16 protein-coding genes are annotated in these 19075 nt (G+C 71.6%); 11 read left to right on the forward strand and 5 right to left on the reverse strand.

Annotated elements, in window-relative coordinates; all coding sequences use genetic code 11:
* Positions 1-17 precede the first annotated feature (17 nt).
* From ACFV9D_RS14570 to ACFV9D_RS14585, 4 genes are all read left to right on the forward strand, one after another.
* Positions 18-1631, forward strand: coding sequence for a protein kinase (locus ACFV9D_RS14570; protein WP_385145246.1), 1614 nt, complete (start codon positions 18-20; stop codon positions 1629-1631).
* 154 nt (positions 1632-1785) lie between these two features.
* On the forward strand, positions 1786-3420 hold the full coding sequence (locus ACFV9D_RS14575; protein ID WP_385145248.1) for a succinic semialdehyde dehydrogenase: 1635 nt from the start codon (positions 1786-1788) through the stop codon (positions 3418-3420).
* Between the two features lie 43 nt (positions 3421-3463).
* Complete coding sequence (locus ACFV9D_RS14580) at positions 3464-5278, forward strand: GMC oxidoreductase (protein ID WP_385145250.1); 1815 nt, start codon at positions 3464-3466, stop codon at positions 5276-5278.
* A 315-nt stretch (positions 5279-5593) separates the two neighbouring features.
* A complete protein-coding gene (locus ACFV9D_RS14585) occupies positions 5594-7306 on the forward strand; it encodes a peptidase (protein WP_385145252.1) in 1713 nt (570 codons plus the stop codon).
* 563 nt (positions 7307-7869) lie between these two features.
* Here the strand turns inward: ACFV9D_RS14585 and ACFV9D_RS14590 are convergent.
* Positions 7870-8160, reverse strand: a complete 291-nt coding sequence (locus ACFV9D_RS14590; protein ID WP_385145254.1) for a chorismate mutase — start codon at positions 8158-8160, stop codon at positions 7870-7872.
* A gap of 333 nt (positions 8161-8493) precedes the next feature.
* Here ACFV9D_RS14590 and guaA point away from each other — a divergent pair, with 333 nt between their 5' ends.
* From guaA to ACFV9D_RS14610, 4 genes are all read left to right on the forward strand, one after another.
* On the forward strand, positions 8494-10095 hold the full coding sequence (gene guaA / locus ACFV9D_RS14595; RefSeq protein WP_385145256.1) for a glutamine-hydrolyzing GMP synthase: 1602 nt from the start codon (positions 8494-8496) through the stop codon (positions 10093-10095).
* A gap of 160 nt (positions 10096-10255) precedes the next feature.
* A complete protein-coding gene (locus tag ACFV9D_RS14600; protein WP_385145258.1) occupies positions 10256-11044 on the forward strand; it encodes a class II aldolase/adducin family protein in 789 nt (262 codons plus the stop codon).
* A 126-nt stretch (positions 11045-11170) separates the two neighbouring features.
* Complete coding sequence (locus ACFV9D_RS14605) at positions 11171-12448, forward strand: hypothetical protein (protein ID WP_385145260.1); 1278 nt, start codon at positions 11171-11173, stop codon at positions 12446-12448.
* Between the two features lie 119 nt (positions 12449-12567).
* On the forward strand, positions 12568-13113 hold the full coding sequence (locus ACFV9D_RS14610; RefSeq protein ID WP_385145328.1) for a DoxX family protein: 546 nt from the start codon (positions 12568-12570) through the stop codon (positions 13111-13113).
* On the opposite strand, the gene ACFV9D_RS14615 is transcribed toward ACFV9D_RS14610, so the two are convergent.
* Positions 13023-13283, reverse strand: coding sequence for a hypothetical protein (locus ACFV9D_RS14615; RefSeq protein WP_385145262.1), 261 nt, complete (start codon positions 13281-13283; stop codon positions 13023-13025). The genes ACFV9D_RS14610 and ACFV9D_RS14615 overlap by 91 nt on opposite strands.
* Complete coding sequence (locus tag ACFV9D_RS14620) at positions 13270-14625, reverse strand: PspC domain-containing protein (protein ID WP_385145263.1); 1356 nt, start codon at positions 14623-14625, stop codon at positions 13270-13272. The genes ACFV9D_RS14615 and ACFV9D_RS14620 overlap by 14 nt, the downstream gene beginning before the upstream one ends.
* Before the next feature lie 170 nt (positions 14626-14795).
* Here ACFV9D_RS14620 and ACFV9D_RS14625 point away from each other — a divergent pair, with 170 nt between their 5' ends.
* Both ACFV9D_RS14625 and ACFV9D_RS14630 read left to right on the forward strand, forming a co-directional pair.
* A complete protein-coding gene (locus ACFV9D_RS14625; RefSeq protein WP_385145264.1) occupies positions 14796-16064 on the forward strand; it encodes a PspC domain-containing protein in 1269 nt (422 codons plus the stop codon).
* The gene (locus ACFV9D_RS14630) at positions 16061-16768 is read left to right on the forward strand and encodes a LuxR C-terminal-related transcriptional regulator (RefSeq protein WP_385145266.1); all 708 of its coding nucleotides are present in this window, start codon (positions 16061-16063) and stop codon (positions 16766-16768) included. Before ACFV9D_RS14625 ends, ACFV9D_RS14630 begins: the two co-directional genes overlap by 4 nt.
* A 30-nt stretch (positions 16769-16798) precedes the next feature.
* Here ACFV9D_RS14630 and ACFV9D_RS14635 read toward each other — a convergent pair whose 3' ends face one another.
* Together ACFV9D_RS14635 and ACFV9D_RS14640 are read right to left on the reverse strand one after the other, a co-directional pair.
* The gene (locus ACFV9D_RS14635) at positions 16799-17206 is read right to left on the reverse strand and encodes a DUF3291 domain-containing protein (protein ID WP_385145268.1); all 408 of its coding nucleotides are present in this window, start codon (positions 17204-17206) and stop codon (positions 16799-16801) included.
* A gap of 80 nt (positions 17207-17286) precedes the next feature.
* Positions 17287-18369 (reverse strand): NlpC/P60 family protein, encoded by a 1083-nt coding sequence (locus ACFV9D_RS14640; RefSeq protein WP_385145270.1) that lies wholly within the window; start codon positions 18367-18369, stop codon positions 17287-17289.
* A 346-nt stretch (positions 18370-18715) separates the two neighbouring features.
* On the opposite strand from ACFV9D_RS14640, the gene ACFV9D_RS14645 reads away from it, so the two are divergent.
* Positions 18716-19069, forward strand: coding sequence for a hypothetical protein (locus tag ACFV9D_RS14645; RefSeq protein ID WP_385145272.1), 354 nt, complete (start codon positions 18716-18718; stop codon positions 19067-19069).
* Positions 19070-19075 lie beyond the last annotated feature (6 nt).

The raw sequence follows: 19075 nt of genomic DNA on the forward strand, positions 1-19075 counted from the left end.
GGAACAGGCGGGGGACAGTGGAACATTCGCGAAGTGCGGACACGGCAGCAGGGCTGCTGCTCGCGGGGCGGTACCGGTTGGCCGAGACCATCGGCCGTGGCGGCATGGGCAAGGTCTGGCGGGCGCACGACGAAGTCCTGCACCGGGTGGTGGCGGTCAAGGAGTTGACCGCGGGTCTGTTCGTGGCCGAGGCCGACCGGCTGGTTCTCCATGCCCGTACGCAGAAGGAGGCCCGGGCCGCGGCCAGGATCACGCACCCGGGTGTGGTCACGGTGCACGACGTGCTGGAGCACGACGACCGGCCGTGGATCGTGATGCAGTACGTCGACGGGCCCTCGCTCGCGGACGCCGCGAAGGAGGCCGGCACGATCGAGCCCCGCGAGGCGGCGCGAATCGGACTCCATGTCCTCGGTGCCCTGCGCGCCGCGCACGCGGCGGGCGTCCTGCACCGGGACGTGAAGCCCGGCAACGTGCTGATGGCCCGCGACGGACGGGTCCTGATCACCGATTTCGGCATCGCGGCGATCGAGGGCGACTCGACGATCACGCGGACCGGTGAACTCGTCGGCTCCATCGACTATCTGGCGCCCGAGCGGGTACGGGGCGGGGACCCCGGTCCGGCCTCTGACCTCTGGTCGCTGGGCGCGACGCTGTACACGGCGGTGGAAGGGACCTCGCCGTTCCGGCGGACCTCGCCGATCAGCACCATGCAGGCCGTCGTGACCGAGGAGCCGCCGCACCCCGCCAAGGCGGGCGCGCTGGCCCCCGTCATCGTCGCGCTGCTCCGCAAGGACCCGGCGGACCGGCCGCGTGCGGAGGAGGCCGAGCGGATGCTGCTCGACGCCATGGAGGGCCGTACGCCGGACGCCGCGCAGGCGTACGTACCGACGCGGCGGGTGGGGCAGGAGGAGCTGGTCTCCGCGACCGCCCAGCTCCCGGCGCAGGACCCGCCCGCTCCGACGGCCACCCCCGTCTCCACCCCCACCGTCGTGCCCCGGCCCGGACTCCCCGAGTCCAAGGGCCGCGGTCGGTGGCGTACGGCGGTCCTTGCGGCCGTTCTCGCCGGCCTGGTCGCCGGTGGAGCCGTCTTCGCCGCCATGAACCACTCCGGCGGCGGCAAGGCCGGGGATGCCGGTCACAGCACGCAGCCCGAGATGACGAAGCCGGCCAAGGATGCCCTCCCCGCCGGCTGGCACCGCGTCGAGGACCCCGAGGGTTTCAGCCTGGCGGTGCCCAAGGGCTGGAAGCGGCAGACGGACGGCGACAGCATCGACTACACGCCGGACAACGGACGCCACCGGATCCGGATCAGCATCGACCCCACGCCCGACTTCGAGAATCCGTACATGCACGTGCTGGACCTGGAGAAGACGCTGAAGAAGCGGCTCCAGTACAAGAAGATCAAGCTGAACCAGAACACCTACCGCGACCAGGTCCGCTCCGCCCGGTGGGAGTTCACCTGGTACGAGAAGCAGGAATTCCCGGGCCCGAGACACGCCATCGACCAGTTGTACTTCACGGACGACGGCACTGAGTACGCCCTGTACATGGCCTCGCCGGAGTCGAGCTGGGAGACCACCCGGGAACAGTTCGACATCGTCCTGCAGCACTGGCGGGCGCCGGGCGACTGACCGGGCCGGAAATCCGCGAAACCGCCCTCCCGGCCGCCGTAAGCCCCTGATCAGGGCTGATGTGCCAGTGATCGCTGGCGCGATTGTGCGCACCCGGTGAAAACGCGTTACCGACGGGTACCCAAAGACCGGAATGCGGCCTACTCTCGCCCTCATGACGGACTCGCAGGCACGCGCCACCACGGTCACGGCCACCACCACCCCCGGTACGAACCCCCTCGCGCCCTCGCCGGCCGGTGCCCGCACCGCCTCCGACGTGGTCACGCCCGAGGTGGTCGCCCAGCTCACCCGCGGAGTCGTCGGCTCCGGCCGTACCGCGAACCACACCCCCTTCACCGGGGAGAAGCTGGCCGAGCTGCCCGAGTCCACCCCCGAGGACGTCGCCGAGGCCTTCGCCCGCGCCCGCGCCGCCCAGGCCGCGTGGGCCGCGACCCCGGTCCGCGCCCGCGCCGCCGTGCTGCTCCGCTTCCACGACCTGGTCCTGGAGCGCCAGGCCGAGGTCCTCGACCTCATCCAGCTGGAGACCGGCAAGGCCCGGCTGCACGCCCATGAGGAGGTCCAGGCGGTCGCCGTCGCCGCCCGCCACTACGGCCGCAAGGCCCCCTCCTACCTGCGCCCCAAGCACCACACCGGTGTCGTACCGACCCTCACCAAGGTCACCGAGCTGCGCCAGCCGCGGGGTGTCGTCGGCCAGATCGCCCCCTGGAACTACCCCCTGGAGCTGTCGGTCGGTGACGCGCTGCCCGCCTTCGTCTCGGGCAACGCCGTCGTGATGAAGCCGGACACCGAGACCGCGCTCACCGCGCTGTGGGCCCGTGACCTGCTCATCGAGGCCGGTCTGCCCGCCGAGGTCTTCCAGGTCGTCATAGGCGAGGGACCGGTCGTCGGCCCCGAGGTCGTCAAGCACGCCGACTACGTCTCCTTCACCGGCTCCACCCGTACCGGCCGCGAGGTCGCCCAGGGCGCCGCCGCCCGGCTCGTCGGCGTCACCCTCGAGCTCGGCGGCAAGAACGCCATGCTGGTCCTCAAGGACGCCGACATCGAGAAGGCGGCCGCCGGCGCGGTCCGCGCCTGCTTCTCCTCCGCCGGACAGCTCTGCATCTCCATCGAGCGGCTGTACGTCCACGAGTCGATCGCCGACGACTTCGTCGCCCGCTTCGCCGCCCGCACGAAGGCGATGCGCCTCGGCAACTCCCTCTCCTACGGCGCCGACATGGGCTCCCTCGTCGGCGAGCGGCAGCTGGAGACGGTCACGAAGCACGTGGAGGAGGCCGTCGCCAAGGGCGCCAAGCTCGTCGCCGGCGGTGTCGCCCGCCCCGACATCGGCCCGCTCTTCTACGAGCCGACCATCCTCGACGGCGTCGAGGCCCCGATGGCCGTCTGCACCGAGGAGACCTTCGGACCGGTCGTCTCCATATACCGCTTCGAGGACGAGGACGAGGTCGTCGAGCTGGCCAACGCCACCCCGTACGGGCTCAACTCCTCGGTCTGGACGAAGGACTCGCGCCGCGGCCACGCCGTCGCCGCCCGGCTGCGCACCGGCACCGTCAACATCAACGAGGGGTACGCACCGGCCTACGGCAGCGTGCAGGCGCCGATGGGCGGCATGAAGGACTCCGGGCTCGGCCGGCGCCACGGCTCGGAGGGCATCCTCAAGTTCACCGAGGCCCAGACCGTGGCCCAGCAGCGGCTGATCCCGCTCGCGCCCTCCTTCGGGATGGACGACGAGAAGTACGCCGCGTTCATGAGCCTGTCCCTGAAGGCGATGAAGGCCCTGCGCCTGCGCTGACGTCCGCCTGCCCGTTCCCGCCCCTTTTCGTACGAGGAGAGCCATGACCGCGGTACCCCCTGCCCAGAATCAGGACGAGGACGACCTGGACTCGGCGTACGACTACGACGTCATCGTCGTCGGCTCCGGTTTCGGCGGCTCGGTCACGGCCCTGCGTCTGACCGAGAAGGGCTACCGGGTCGGCGTCCTGGAAGCGGGCCGCCGCTTCACCCGTACCGATCTGCCCAAGAACTCCTGGGACCTGAAGAACTTCCTCTGGGCCCCGACCCTCGGCCTCTACGGCATCCAGCGCATCCACCTGCTGGGCAACGTGATGGTGCTGGCGGGGGCGGGCGTGGGCGGCGGTTCGCTGAACTACGCCAACACCCTCTACGTACCGCCCGCGCCGTTCTTCAACGACCCGCAGTGGAAGGACATCACGGACTGGCAGGAGGAGCTGGCGCCCTACTACGACCAGGCCAAGCGGATGCTGGGCGTCCGGCTCAACCCGACGACGACCCCCTCGGACGTCCATCTGAAGGCGACCGCGCAGGCCATGGGGATCGGCGACACCTTCCACATGGCGCCGGTCGGCGTCTTCTTCGGGGACGGGGACGATGCCGACGGTACTTCCAAGGCGAAGCCGGGCACCGAGGTCGCCGACCCGTACTTCGGCGGCGCGGGGCCGTCGCGCAAGGCGTGCACCGAATGCGGCGAGTGCATGACGGGCTGCCGTCACGGCGCCAAGAACACCCTCAACGAGAACTACCTCTACCTCGCCGAGAAGGCCGGCGCCGTCGTCCACCCGATGACCTCGGTCGTCACCCTCACCGAGGACTCGCGCGGCGGGTACGCCGTCAAGACGCTGCCCACCGACAACAAGAAGAAGGGGGAGGGCCGTACGTTCACGGCGCGGCGGGTCGTCGTCGCGGCCGGCACGTACGGCACGCAGACCCTCCTGCACCGGATGAAGGACTCCGGGCTGCTGCCCCGGATCTCCGCCCGGCTGGGCGAGCTGACGCGTACCAACTCCGAGGCGCTGGTCGGCTCGCAGACCACCGACCGGCGCTACCGCAAGAAGCACGGCGCGGAGAAGGTCGACTTCACGCGTGGAGTCGCGATCACCTCCTCGATCCACCCGGACGAGAACACCCACATCGAGCCGGTCCGCTACGGCAAGGGCTCCAACGCCATGGGTGGCATGACGGTCCTCCAGGTGCCCTACGGCGCGCACCGGGTACGGAACTGGCTCCTCCAGATGGCGAAGCACCCCACGCTCGCGATCCGGTCCCTCTCCAACCGCCGCTGGTCGGAGCGGACCATCATCGGCCTCGTCATGCAGTCCCTGGACAACTCCCTGACGACCTTCCGCAAGCCCGGCGGCCTCGGCAAGGGCCTCCTCACGGCCCGCCAGGGCCACGGCGCGCCCAACCCGAACCAGATCCCGGAGGCGACCCGGGCCGCCTCCCTGCTCGCCGAGGAGATCAACGGCTTCGCCGGCTCCAACATCGGCGAGCTAATGGGCACCCCGCTCACGGCGCACTTCCTGGGCGGCTGCCCGATCGGCGCCGACGCCGAGTCCGGTGTCATCGACCCGTACCACCGTCTCTTCGGGCATCCGGGGATCTCGGTCGTCGACGGAGCGGCGGTCTCGGCCAACCTCGGGGTCAACCCCTCGCTGACGATCACGGCCCAGGCGGAGCGCGCGATGTCCTTCTGGCCGAACAAGGGCGAGGAGGACCCGCGACCGGGTCAGGGCGAGGCGTACGTGCGGCTCGCGGCGGTCGGCCCGAAGTCCCCGACGGTCCCGGCGGACGCCTTCGGCGCGCTGAAGCTGCCGTTCCTGGGAATGCCGGCCGTCCCGCCGAAGACGTCGTAGCGGAATCGGTCCTGGCCGGAGCCGGACACGGAAGAGGCGCTGCACCCCCCTCCGAGTGCAGCGCCTCTCCAGCTTCTGGGTGGTGCTGCATAGATGACCTGCGACCCGAGGGATTGGTTGCACGCCGATCACCGACTTCTTCGTGTGTTCCATGTCACATCGCTGGTGCGTACAACCTTTCGATGACACGTGTGGTCTGTACCTCCGCCGTCCTCCCGTGGATCTCAGAGGCCCCAGGACCCACGCCCGCCTCGAGGTCCCACCGGATCGCTCTGATCCCCGGCGGCACACCACACACGGACGAGAGGTGCCCAGATGAGACGCCTTACCACTGCCTTCGCCTCGGCAGGGGTCTTCGCCGCCGCCGGCCTCGGTGTCGGCATCGGCGTCGGCCCGGCCTACGCCGCCGACCCGGAGTTCACCCTGACGGGCCCCGCCGAGGTCGGCCTGCATCCGTACCCGGCGAGCGGTGAGCCCCAGTCGGCCACCGTCGACATCGACGTCGAGAACCCGTCAGAGGACGAGGAGAACGGTCGCTTCGACGGCACCGTCACCTACACGTTCGACCTCTCCGCCCTCGCCGGTGTCGCCGATGTCCGCTTCGACGCGGAAGGCAGTGGTTCGAGCGAGTGCAAGATCACCGGCACCACCGGCGTCTGCACCGACTACGGCGTGTGGCCCGGCCTGAGCACCGTCGCCAGGCTCGAGGTCACCGCCGCCAAGGGCAGCACGCTCGGAGCCGCCGGAGACATCAAGATCACCGGCAAGGCGGAGGGCGCGACCTTCGCCTCCCTCTCCACCAAGGTGACCGTCGGCGGCCCCGACCTGGTGATGAAGCCGCTGGCCCTCGACGCCGAGATCACGCCGGGTCAGCGCCAGGCGCTTCCCGTCAGCATCGCCAACCACGGCACCTCCGCCGTGGACGGCGTCCTGGTGAGCTTCCTCACCTCCCACGGGCTCCGGATCCCGGAGCCGTACTCCAACTGCGAGTACGCCACGAAGGACGGGGAGTACCAGGGGTACCGGCTCACGATCTGCCAGGTGGACGGCACCATCGAGCCGGGCGCGGTCTACGAGTTCGCCCAGCCGACGACCCTCGAGGCCGCACCGCACGCCTTCTACGAGGACTTCGTCGCCCGCGTCACCGAGAACACCCCGCAGCAGCGCGCGGCGCAGCGCGGCTCCCAGACCTTCACGCCCGGCACGGGCTCGGTCCTCACGCTGAAGCAGAAGACGGTCGCCGCGGCGCGGACCATGGACCTCGACCCGTGGAACAACCAGCAGGAGCAGGGGCTCCGCGCCAAGAGCAGCGCGGACTTCGTCGCGTACGGCGCCTCCGTCGAGAAGGCCGCCGCGGGCGAGACGGTGAAGGCGACCGTCGGCTTCCGCAACCAGGGCCCGGCGTGGGTCGCCTACCTCCGCTCCGGCGAGAGCATCGGCCACGTCGACGTCGAGATCCCGAAGGGTGCGCGGGTCACCGCCAAGCCCGAGGAGTGCCGGGGCGTCACCGCGGCCGGCCAGTGGCGTGAGCAGCAGCTCGGTGCGCCCCGCTACCACTGCTCCCTGTCGTACATCGTCTTCGAGAACGAGGACCGTGCGCTGACCTTCGAGATGAAGGTCGAGAAGGTCGTCGCGAACGCGACGGGCACCGTCGCCGTGGAGAACTGGCCGGAGGGCCACCCGGCCCTCGACTTCGACCCGTCCATGGCCAACAACACCGCCAAGCTCGTCCTCAACGGCAAGGCCGACGGCGGTACGGCGGGCGGTGCGGCCACCGGCGGTTCCGAGGGCGGTTCCGCGCAGGGCACCACCGGCGGCTCGGCCACCTCGGGCGGTGCGGGATCCTCGGCGGGCGGCAGCTCCGCGAACGGCACCTCCTCGACCGGTGGCGGCACGGCCGCGCAGGGCGACCTGGCCTCGACCGGCTCCACGGTCATGCTGACCGGTGCGGCGGCGGCCGCGGCCCTCGTGGCCGGCGGCGCCTTCGTGATCGTCACGCGCCGCCGCGCCGCGGCTCGCCGGGGCTGACCGTTCGGCGAGGCTGACGGTTCGGCGAGGCCGACGGTCCGGCGGTTCGCCGGGACTGACGGTTCGCCGGGGTGACGCGAACCCATCCGTACGCAAGGGCCCCGTGGCGCGATTCCGGTCGCGCCACGGGGCCCTTGGCGGTCGGCACCGGTGTCAGGGCAGCGGCGGTGCCGAGGGGGAGCGGCGCCGGGGGGTTGCGCCGCGTGGGGTGTGGAGGTGCTGGTGGGACACGGGGTGTGGGGGTGTCTCGCATCGTGCTGGACGGGTGCGGCCGGGCATCCGTCTGGACCGGTTGCGGGCGGTCCCGGGCGTCCCCGGGGCCGACCGCCCTTTCTGGGTGACCGGGCTGCTGTCCCCTGCCGTCCGGTCACGCGCGCTGGGGCGAGGTCCCACGACGTACTTGCGGTACGTCACACGCCCCAGCGAAGCCACGCGTGGATTTTTCGGGCCCGCCCCTGGCTGGCACGGACAACGGGACCAACGAAGCCGTGCCGGAGCCGGTCACGCGCCGTACGGGTGAGAGCGGCACCGAACTCAGGTCCGTACCCCCGCCCCCTGGGGGGTCAGATGCGGCCCCGGCACAGCTCCAGCATCGTCATCGCCAGCGCCGTACCCGGCTTGCCCAGCGCGTCCCGGTAGTGGCCGAGCACCTCCATCTCGCGCGCCAGGTTCACCCGGCGGCCGCCCGACCCGATCCGGGCCTCCTGGATCACGGCCGAGACGGCCATCCGTTCCTGGATCAGCCCGATGATCCGGTCGTCGAGCGCGTCGATGCGCTCGCGAGCGTCGCCGATGAGCGCGGCGGCCTCGTCGGTGCGGGCGCCGGTCTTCTCGGTCTTCGTCACAGCGGTCATGGGTGGGGCTCCTTGCGGTGTCGTCGGTGTCGGCGTCGGATGCCCCGGAGCGATACGGCCCGGAAACGACAGAACGCCCCGGGCCTTGTCGGCCCGGGGCGCCTGGGAAGTCGCTTGTCAGCTAAGCAACACGACCATGGCAGCCGGACGGGCCGGTGCCATAGGTAAAGACGAAGGTCGTGAGCTTGCGCATGGCGACAGTATGGACCCCCTCCCGGGAGCCGGGCCAACCCGGGTTCGGATGGTGAGACGAAAAGCGACCCCGGCGCGCCGGTAGAATCGACAAATAGCCCCCTTCGGGGGACCCCTCCCTACCGCCGGAAGGCCGCCGTAGTGTCATCAGCGACTCCCGCTGCCGCGCCCGACGTCACCAACCCGGACGTAGTCCTCGTTGTCGACTTCGGCGCCCAGTACGCCCAGCTCATCGCCCGACGCGTCCGTGAGGCGCGGGTCTACAGCGAGATCGTCCCGTCCACCATGCCGGTGGCCGAGATGCTGGCCAAGAACCCGAAGGCGATCATCCTCTCCGGCGGCCCGTCCTCCGTGTACGCGGAGGGTGCCCCGCGCCTCGACCGCGCGCTCTTCGAGGCCGGCGTCCCCGTCTTCGGCATGTGTTACGGCTTCCAGCTGATGGCGACCACCCTCGGTGGCACCGTCGACAACACGGGCGCCCGTGAGTACGGCCGTACCCCGCTGCACGTCTCCAAGGCCGGATCGACCCTCTTCGAGGGCACCCCGACCGAGCAGTCCGTGTGGATGTCGCACGGCGACGCCTGCTCCGCCGCCCCCGAGGGCTTCACCGTCACCGCGTCCACGGACGTCGTACCGGTCGCCGCCTTCGAGAACGACGAGAAGAAGCTGTACGGCGTCCAGTACCACCCCGAGGTGCTGCACTCCACGCACGGCCAGCAGATCCTGGAGCACTTCCTCTACCGGGGCGCCGGCATCGAGCCGACGTGGACCACCGGCAACGTCATCGACGAGCAGGTCGCGGCCATCCGCGAGCAGGTCGGCACCAAGCGCGCCATCTGCGGTCTGTCCGGCGGCGTCGACTCCGCCGTGGCCGCCGCGCTCGTGCAGAAGGCCATCGGCTCGCAGCTCACCTGCGTGTACGTCGACCACGGTCTGATGCGCAAGGACGAGACCGAGCAGGTCGAGAAGGACTTCGTCGCCGCGACCGGCGTCCAGCTGAAGGTCGTCGACGCGCAGGAGCGGTTCCTCACCGCGCTCGCCGGGGTCTCCGACCCCGAGGAGAAGCGGAAGATCATCGGTCGCGAGTTCATCCGCGTCTTCGAGCAGGCGCAGGCCGAGATCGTCGCCGAGTCGGCGGGCCACGGCGAGGACGTCGCCTTCCTCGTCCAGGGCACGCTCTACCCGGACATCGTCGAGTCCGGCGGCGGCACCGGCACCGCGAACATCAAGTCCCACCACAACGTGGGCGGCCTCCCCGAGGACCTGGAGTTCGAGCTCGTCGAGCCGCTGCGCCAGCTGTTCAAGGACGAGGTCCGCATGGTCGGCCAGGAGCTCGGCCTGCCGGACGAGATCGTCCAGCGCCAGCCCTTCCCGGGCCCGGGCCTCGGTATCCGCATCGTCGGCGAGGTCACCAAGGAACGTCTGGACCTGCTGCGCGAGGCCGACGCCATCGCCCGCGAGGAGCTGACGGCCGCCGGTCTCGACCGTGACATCTGGCAGTGCCCGGTCGTGCTGCTCGCCGATGTGCGCTCCGTGGGCGTGCAGGGCGACGGCCGTACCTACGGCCACCCGATCGTGCTGCGCCCCGTCTCCTCCGAGGACGCCATGACGGCGGACTGGACGCGGATGCCGTACGACGTCCTGGCGAAGATCTCGACCCGGATCACCAACGAGGTCGCCGATGTGAACCGCGTGGTGCTCGACGTGACGAGCAAGCCGCCGGGCACCATCGAGTGGGAGTAGTCGCTCCGGAGACTCCCGTACGTGTGTGAAGCCGCCGCCCCCACCATCCGGGGGCGGCGGTTTCGTCGTGTTCCGAGTGTTCCGAGTGTTCCGAGTGTTCGGCGGGTTCGGCGTGTGATCTCTCTGGTCAGTTGCGCGGCCCGGCGTTACCTTCCCGCGCATGAGCGAGACACCGGCACCCGTACCCGTCGAGCAGCTCCACGTCGCGATGCCTCCCGTCCACACGACCGTCGAGGAGGAGCGGACGTACCGCAAGCAGAGACTCGCGGGCGCGCTCAGACTCTTCGGACGGTTCGGGTACGAGGAGGGCGTGTCCGGTCATGTCACCGCCCGGGACCCCGAGTACGACGACTGTTTCTGGGTGAACCCCTTCGGCGCCCCCTTCGACGGGCTGACCGCGAGCGACCTCGTGCTGGTCAACGGGGACGGGCAGGTCGTGCAGGGCGGCTCACTTGTCAACCAGGCGGCCTTCGCCGTCCACGCCGAGGTGCACCGGGCACGGCCCGATGTCGTCGCCGTCGCGCACAGCCACTCCACCTACGGGCGGGCGCTCGCGGCCCTCGGCGAACTGATCGAGCCGATCACGCAGGAGGCCTGCGGCTTCTACCAGGATCACGCGCTCTACGACGCGTACACCGGGGTCGCCGTCGACCGGGAGGAGGGCCGGCGGATCGCCGCCGGGCTCGGCCCGTACAAGGCGATCGTGCTGCGCAATCACGGGCTGTTGACCGTCGGGACCTCGGTCGACGCGGCCGCCTGGTGGTTCATCGCGATGGAACGGTGCGCCAAGGTGCAGCTGGCCGCGCGGGCCGCGGGCAAGCCCGTGCCGATCGGGCACCGTGAGGCGGTGGCCACCCGTGAACAGCTCGGCACCGATCTCGCGGCCTGGATCAACTACCAGCCGCTGTGGCGCCGGATCAGCCGCGCGGAACCCGAACTGCTGTCGTAGAACGTGGCCTTAGCTGTCCTTACGTCAATGTGATGACGGTTCAATCACTCTCGCGCGGGGCGCTCGGAGCGACCGAGAGGCTCTTGGGTGCGGCACAATTCCCAGGACTCAACGGCCAGTTGACGGATGGGCCGGGAAGATCGGCATGATCGGGAAGATCGGGAAGTGAACGCCGTGGCGGTGCAAGAGGCGAGACAGTGCGGTGACCACGTGCGGTGCGCACAGGGCGGGCGCGCGGGTCACCGGCGGGCGGTCGCCGCCTTCCTCGCCCGGCGGGACGAGCTCGCCGAAGGTCAGGGCGTGCCCGCGGCCGTCGCGCACTCGCCGGGGGCCTCCCGGCAGTGGGTCTCCGACGAGCTCGCCCAGTCGGCCCGGACCGTCGCCGCGCGGGGCCGCGAGGCCGGCGAGGCCTGGCTCCGGCGGGTCCGGCGCGCCACCCTCGGCGCCGTGTGGGGCGCGGTCCTCGCCCTCCTCCTCGGCCAGGCGCTCACCGCGATCGGCACGGGATGGACGGGAGCGCGCACGGCCGGCCTGGTCGCCGCACTTCTCCTCGCCGTGCCGCTGACCGGTGCCGCGCACGCCCACCGGGCACGCGGCGGGGTCCTCGCCCCGCTGATCGGCGAGGACAACCGGCTCTCCACCTCCCGCGCGGTCGCGGCCGGCTGGCTGCTCTTCGCCGTCTACGCCGTGCTCTTCCTGGCCCTGCGCCTGGTCACCGGCGCCGACCGGACCGGGCTTCGGATCTCCCACGGGGCCGGACTGCTGGCCCTCTTCACCCTGACGTCGGCGGTCGCCGTCGCCACCCGCCGGATCGTGTGGGTACGCGTCGTGGGGCAGCGGCTGCAGAAGGTCCGCGCCGACCGCCCCCGCGCCGCCGACCTCCTCTGCGACGACAACGGGCGGGCCTGCCTCACCGACGTCGCGTACGTCCTGGTGTCGGCCGCCGCCCTCGTCGTCGGCGCCGTGCGGCTCGGCCGCGAACCCGACCGGCTGCCCGGTCTGCCCTGGTCCCTGGTCCTTCTCGTCGCGGCCGCGGCGGTCGGCTATCTCGCCGTGAAGTGCGTGGAGGGCGGCCGGCCCGCCGTCCTCTCCGTCGTCCGGTCCCGCGAGGCGGGCGATCTGGACGCCCCGATCCGTACGGGCGACGACATCGAGATCCGGGGGACCGGCTTCGTCCCGGCCGGCGCGAACGGCCCCGACCCGTTGACCCGACTGGTCGTGCGCATCGGATCCGTCCACGCACACGTCCCGCTGGTCCCTGTCCCCGGCGGCTTCGCCAACCCGACGGACTCCTCCCTGACCGTCCCGCTCCCCGTGGACGTGGAGCCGGGGCGGGTCGAGGTGTGGGTGGTGACGGCCTCGGGTGTGGAGACGAACCGGGTCACGATCGACGTCGTCGACTGAGCCGACCGAGCTCCTCTGAACTCTCCTGGCGTTCCTCGCGTATCCCCATGCAGGGGGTCCGGAGACAATCGGTTCTGCGGACAGAGGCGCGGAGAGGCAGGCCGGCGATGTCAGAACGAATGCACGGGACGACCGGGGCGTACGGAAGCGGAGGCGGCGGCTACGGCGGTTACGGCGGCCCGGGTGGATCCGGCCGGGTCGCCCGGTGGAAGGAATCCGCCTCGCGCTACGCCCTGCTGCCGCTGAGGCTCTTCCTCGGGATCACCTTCATCTACGCCGGGCTCGACAAGCTCACCGATTCCGCCTTCATGTCCGACACCGGCAGCGGGTCCATCGGCGAGATGATGCGCGGCGTCCGGGACACCTCGGCCATCCCCGCCCTCGTGGATCTGGCGCTCAACAGCCCCGTCGGGTTCGGCTACGCCATCGCTTTCGGCGAGCTCGCCGTCGGCATCGGGACACTGGTGGGCCTGCTCGCCCGGCTGGCCGCGCTCGGCGGCGCGCTGATCTCGCTGAGCCTGTGGCTGACCGTGAGCTGGCAGACCGACCCGTACTACTACGGGAACGACCTCGCCTACCTGATGTCCTGGCTGCCGCTCGTGCTCGCCGGCGCCTCCATGTTCTCGCTCGACGCCGTCCTCGCCGAGCGGCGCCGCAGGCGGTAGGCGACCCAGGTCGCGAGGGCGGCCGTGCCCAGGCCGCCGCAGAGGATCGGGAGCACTCCGTACCAGGGGGTCGCCCAGGCGTCGGCCGCGTCGCCCGCGTAGAGGACGGCCAGGGTGAGCGCGGTCGCGCCGGCGATCAGCCGGCCGGGACGGAACTCATGAAGCAGCACGGGTGACCTCCACCTGTCCGAGACCGACCTCCAGCGAGAGGTCCAGCGTTCCGGCCGGGGCGGTGCCCTCCGGAGGGGCGAGCGTCCGGGTCTCGTCGCGGTCCGGCGCGATGTCGATGTCGCCGGGTGCCTGCTGCGGCAGCTGGAGATCGCCCAGACCCACCTGGGCCCGCAGCTTCACCGTGACGTTCTTCGGGACGATCACTTCGAGCTTGCCGGCGCCGACTTCGGCCTCGGTGTCGACCGTCGTCCCGGCGGGGATCGCGAGACGGGACAGATCGAGCGTGCCGACGCCCGTGCCCAGTTCGTAGCGGGGCTGTACGGCGGCGACCGACGCGGGCTTCCAGGTCGTACGGGCCCAGTCGGTGGAGATCTCCTTCGGCAGCGCCGCCGCCACGGCGAGCAGACCCGCGGTGACCACGGTCAGGAAGATCGTGCCGAAACCGGTCCGGCCGAGGAAGCTGCTGACCACCAGGCCGAGGCCGAACACGCCCAGCGCGGCGACCAGTCCGATCTGCAGGCTGGTCCCGAGCGGATGGGTCTCCCAGGACAGGCCCGTACCGAGGCCGCCGGCCAGCAGCGCGAGCAGGAACAGCAGGCCGCCGATGGAGCGCGGGCCGCGCCGGACCGCCGCCGCCACGGGCCGCCGCCCGGCGTCCGCTCGGTCCGTGCCCCACTGGCTGCCGGGCACCGGGATCTCGCCGTTCTCGAGCCGGCCGTCCTTGTCCACCACCCCGTGCGGGCCCCAGAGATAGCCGACGGCGATCCTGCCGGTCGAGCCGTCCTTGACTATCGGGTCCTTCCACCAGGACGGGAACTCCAGCAGGGGCGGGGCCTTCGCCTCCGGCGGCGCCTCGGCGACCGCCTGGGCGGTCGCCGTGTCCATCCGGCCCTCGGCGTCACCGCCGACCGCCTGCATGCGCCGCTGCGACCAGACCGCGGCGCCGCACACCGCTATCGACAGCATCATCGCGAACGCCAGCGTCCCGCCGTTCCCGAGCATCGAGAGGAAGATGCCACAGCCGACCAGCGCCATCAGCACCGCCGCGAGCGCCGCCCCGTCGACCCGGCCGGAGAGCAGTCTGCGGCCCTCGTTCTCCTCCTCGCCCGCGAGCGGGAGGAGCAGCCATGCGAAGCCGTAGAAGATCAGCCCGATGCCGCCGGTCACGGACAGCACGCCGACCGCGATCCGGAAGATCACCGGATCGAGATCGAAGTGCCGGCCGAGGCCGCCGCACACACCGGCCACGACCTTGTGCCGCCGCGAGCGCCGCAAGGGCACGACGGGCGGGGCCTCCGCCGGCGGCGGGGCCTCGTGGTGGGAAGGCGTCGAACTCGTCATGCGTCCATGGTGACGGCCGCCGCCCCGCCGCGGCACCGGGGCCGACCCTGGCCCGACCCTGATATTCGGCGGGCGATCCACCCCGAGAAGCTCCTAGGGGCCGCTTCCTAGGGGCGATCTCAGGGCCGACCCTGATGTCCACGCCCGCCCGCACATGTGACGATCGGTCCATGCCAGCAGCCGCCCGCGTCACCGAGACCGACGAACCGCCCGTGCGCAAGCTCTACCGGAGCGCCGACGGCCGGTGGCTCGGCGGTGTCGCGCGCGGCCTCGCGGGACATCTGGGGCTGCCCGTCGTCTGGGTCCGTGCCCTGTTCGCGGCCCTGCTCCTCGCGGACGGCCTCGGCGCGCTGCTGTACGCGGTCTTCTGGATCGTCGTCCCGCTCGGCGTCGGCGGCCGCTCCGCGCCCCGGCCCGTGTTCGAGACCACCCCCGACGGCCGGCGCAGGCTGCGCAAGCCCGACCGGGGCCAGGTCTTCGCGCTGATCGCGCTGGCGATCGGCGCCGCGATCTTCGCGGGCAACATCGACTGGGGCAATCAGACGGACCGCTACGTCTGGCCGACGCTCCTGATCGGCGTCGGCGTGGTGCTCGTGTGGCGGCAGGCGGACAACGCCCGCCGGGCCAGCTGGACGGAGACGGGCCGCCGTCGGCGCACCCTGCAGCTCGCCCGCGGCTTCGCCGGAGTCGCCCTCGTCGGCATGGGACTGACGGTCTTCATGGTGGTCAGAGGCTCAGCGGCCCAGCTGGGCACGGCGCTGACCGCCGCGATAGCGGTGCTCACCGGCATCGCGCTCCTCGCCGGACCCTGGTTGGTGCGGATGTCGCAGGACCTCTCCGAGGAGCGGACCATGCGCATCCGCGCCCAGGAGCGTGCCGAGGTTGCGGCCCATGTCCACGACTCCGTGCTGCACACGCTCACGCTGATCCAGCGCAACGCGGACGAGCCCGGTGAGGTGCGCCGGCTCGCCCGCGCCCAGGAGCGGGAGCTGCGGAACTGGCTGTACAAGCCGGAGGGCACCGGCAAGGACGAGGGCGAGGAGCCCGAGACCCTCGCCGAGGCGGTGAAGAGGGCCGCCGCCGAGGTCGAGGACAAGCACGGCGTCCCGCTGGAGGTCGTCGTCGTGGGCGACTGCCCGCTCGACGAGAAACTGGCCGCGCAGATGCAGGCCGCGCGCGAGGCGATGGTCAACGCAGCGAAGTACGGTGGCGAGGGAGGGGCGGTGCAGGTCTACGCCGAGGTCGAGGGCCGCACGGTCTTCGTCTCCGTTCGGGACCGGGGACCCGGCTTCGACCTCGATTCCGTGCCCGACGACCGGATGGGCGTAAGAGAATCGATCATCGGCCGGATGCAGCGCAACGGCGGTTCGGCCCGGCTGCGGTCCGTGCCGGGCGGAGGCACCGAAGTGGAGCTCGAGATGGAGAGGGCGGACGCATGAGCGACGAGACCGGGACCGGGACGACGGGGGCGCAGACCACGGAGCGCCGGGTGCGGGTCGTGCTCGTCGACGACCACCGGATGTTCCGCACGGGCGTGCAGGCCGAGATCGGCCGGACCGAAGTCACCGGCGTCGAGGTGGTCGGCGAGGCCGCCGACGTCGACCAGGCGGTCACGGTGATCACCGCCACCCGCCCCGAGGTCGTCCTGCTCGACGTGCACCTGCCGGGCGGCGGCGGGGTCGAGGTGCTGCGCCGCTGCGCGAGCCTGATGGCGGCGCCCGAGGACCCGGTGCGGTTCCTGGCCCTCTCGGTCTCCGACGCGGCGGAGGACGTGATCGGGGTGATCCGGGGCGGCGCTCGCGGTTACGTCACCAAGACGATCACCGGCACCGACCTGGTCGACTCGATCTTCCGTGTCCAGGAGGGCGACGCGGTCTTCTCCCCGCGACTGGCCGGCTTCGTGCTCGACGCCTTCGCCTCCACCGACGCCCCGCCGGTGGACGAGGACCTCGACCGGCTCACCCAGCGGGAGCGTGAGGTGCTGCGGCTGATCGCCCGGGGGTACGCGTACAAGGAGATCGCCAAGCAGCTCTACATCTCGGTGAAGACGGTCGAGTCGCATGTCTCGGCGGTCCTGCGCAAGCTGCAGCTCTCCAACCGCCACGAGCTGACCCGCTGGGCGACCGCCCGCCGGCTGGTCTGAGGCGGCCGCCGTCCGGGCCCGAGCCGACTCCTAGGAGGCCGGCTTCTTCGCCGCTTCGTCGGCGAGTCGCCGCTTGGCCTCGTCCCAGCCGATCGGCAGCTGCTCCACCGGTACCTGCCAGAAGGTGAAGGTGGAGTCGCGCATCGTCGAGCGCAGTCCGCTCATGATCGAGCGGTGGGGCTCGGCGCGGGCGTACGCGTACAGGGCGTCGCGGTCCTCCCATGCCGAGAGCGTGTAGAAGGTCCGCTTCAGCGGCTGGGCGATCAGCGAGGCGCCCAGGGCGCCCGGCGCCGACTTCACCTGCCGCCAGGCGCTGAGCGACCGGAGGAAGAAACGGGGGACGTCCTTCAGGGAGCGCACCTCGAAGCGGGAGGCCATGACCTGAGCCTCCGTGCCGGGGCGGGCCGGGTGCGGAACGGTCCAGGGGAGCGTGGGCACGGCTTGTCCTCTCCACGATTGGATAGCGGCACTACCTATAGTAGATAGCGCCGCTATCCAAAGGTCAAGGGATTTCCCCCTCACGCCACCCGTGTCGCCCCGGCGAACGGCATCTCGTCGATCGGCGCGATCCGGATCGGGGCGCCCGGCCGGGGCGCGTGGATCATCTGCCCGCCACCGATGTACAGCCCGACGTGGGTGATGCCCGAGTAGAAGAACACCAGGTCACCCGGGGCCAGTTCGGAGCGCGACACCCGCTGCCCGGCGTTGATCTGCGTGTACGTCGTACGGGGCAGCGACACCCCGGCGGAGCGCCAGGCGGCCTGCGTCAGGCCCGAGCAGTCGTACCCCGAAGGGCCCGTCGCCCCCCACACGTACGGCTTGCCGAGTTGGTCCCTGGCGAAGGAGATCGCCTGGGCGGCCCGGCCGTTCGGCGCCGTGACCGGACCCCTCGCCACGGTGGCCCGGTCGGCCCGGTCCGCGGCCGCACCCGTTGCCCCGCCCGTACCGCTCCGCCCCGCACCGGCCGCCGTCGCTTCGTACCGCGCCCGCTCCACGGCGGTCAGCCGAGCCAGCAGCGTCCGCGCCTCCGCGAGCTTGCCCTGCACGGCCGTCTTCTGCCGCCGCAGTTCGGCCTCGTGACCGCGCAGCCGGGTCAGCCGCTCCGTCGACTCGGCGCGGAGCTGCCCGATCCCGGCGAGCTCACGCCGTACGGAGGCGATCGCCGCCGCCTGCCGGTCCCCGGCCTTCTCCGCGAGCGCGGCCCGCGCCAGGTACTGGTCCGGGTCGGAGGTCAGGGCGAGCTGGACGGCCGGATCGAGGCCGCCGGAACGGTACTGCGCCGCCGCCATGGAACCGAGCCCGGCGCGGGCGGTGTTGAGGCGATCGGTCCTGCGGGCGGCCTCGTCGCGCAGCCGGTCGAGCGCGCCCCGCGCCTCCTGCGCCTTCTCCTTCGCCCCGTTGTACTTCTCGGTGGCCACCTCGGCCTCCTGGTACAGCCGGTCGACCTTCGCCTTGACCTGCGCGGGGGTGAGCCCGGGCTCGGCGTGCCCGGAGCCCTCGAAGACGGTCGCCGTGGCCGCGGAGGCGAGGGCGAGCGTGGCGGCGGTCCGTGCCGCCTGACCACCGAGGGGCGAGTTCCTGGGCTTCCGGTGAGCTGCCACGAGGGCGGGTCACATCCTCTCCCTGTGGGGGTCGGTGCCCGCCGGGTCCGGCGATGGACCGCACAGGGGAGACGGCCCACCGCCGGATTTCTCGGCGGGGGCGGCCGACTGCCGCCGGAAGGACCGACGGTGGTGGGGAGCCGGCCACCTGGGGGAGGACGCTAAACCTCGGCGTCGCGGCGGCGAGGGGAGTTGACCGCTATTGGCGCCAGTTGGCGCTCCGGGACCGTTCGCTTCCGCCGCGGGCGGCGGGTGGGTGCCGTATTCCGGCCCGCCCCTGACCGATGCGCCGGACCGGCTGGACCCGGCCGAACAGCGGTGCTACGGTCCGGTTAGGCTCCGCCCCATGGACGTACTCATCAATGTCTTCGTCGCTCTGCACATCATCGGTATCGCCTCGCTCCTCGGCGGATTCCTCACCCAGATGAAGGCGATGGGCGCGGGTACGGCCCGCTTCACCCCCGCGATGCTGCACGGCGCGCTGACGATGCTGATCACCGGCGTCGCCCTGGTCGGCCTCAACCAGGCGGACGACCAGGCCGTCAACAACCTGAAGGTCGGCATCAAGCTGCTGGTCCTGGTCGTCATCCTCGCCCTCGTGTACGTGAAGCGGGACGAGGAGAAGGTCGCCAAGGGCCTCTTCGGCGCGGTCGGCGGCCTGACCGTGGCCAACATCTTCATCGCCACGCTCTGGACCTGACGAGAC

It is taken from the genome of Streptomyces sp. NPDC059875, assembly GCF_042731085.1.
Taxonomy (GTDB): domain Bacteria; phylum Actinomycetota; class Actinomycetes; order Streptomycetales; family Streptomycetaceae; genus Streptomyces.

Bases quoted from the DNA above. Each gene is read 5' to 3' on its own strand.
- ACFV9D_RS14620 (WP_385145263.1), bottom strand. From the start codon at position 14,625: ATGACGAGTTCGACGCCTTCCCACCACGAGGCCCCGCCGCCGGCGGAG.
- ACFV9D_RS14630 (WP_385145266.1), top strand. From the start codon at position 16,061: ATGAGCGACGAGACCGGGACCGGGACGACGGGGGCGCAGACCACGGAG.
- ACFV9D_RS14585 (WP_385145252.1), top strand. From the start codon at position 5,594: ATGAGACGCCTTACCACTGCCTTCGCCTCGGCAGGGGTCTTCGCCGCC.
- ACFV9D_RS14600 (WP_385145258.1), top strand. From the start codon at position 10,256: ATGAGCGAGACACCGGCACCCGTACCCGTCGAGCAGCTCCACGTCGCG.
- ACFV9D_RS14590 (WP_385145254.1), bottom strand. From the start codon at position 8,160: ATGACCGCTGTGACGAAGACCGAGAAGACCGGCGCCCGCACCGACGAG.
- ACFV9D_RS14610 (WP_385145328.1), top strand. From the start codon at position 12,568: ATGCACGGGACGACCGGGGCGTACGGAAGCGGAGGCGGCGGCTACGGC.
- ACFV9D_RS14580 (WP_385145250.1), top strand. From the start codon at position 3,464: ATGACCGCGGTACCCCCTGCCCAGAATCAGGACGAGGACGACCTGGAC.
- ACFV9D_RS14645 (WP_385145272.1), top strand. From the start codon at position 18,716: ATGGACGTACTCATCAATGTCTTCGTCGCTCTGCACATCATCGGTATC.
- ACFV9D_RS14575 (WP_385145248.1), top strand. From the start codon at position 1,786: ATGACGGACTCGCAGGCACGCGCCACCACGGTCACGGCCACCACCACC.
- ACFV9D_RS14605 (WP_385145260.1), top strand. From the start codon at position 11,171: ATGGGCCGGGAAGATCGGCATGATCGGGAAGATCGGGAAGTGAACGCC.
- ACFV9D_RS14625 (WP_385145264.1), top strand. From the start codon at position 14,796: ATGCCAGCAGCCGCCCGCGTCACCGAGACCGACGAACCGCCCGTGCGC.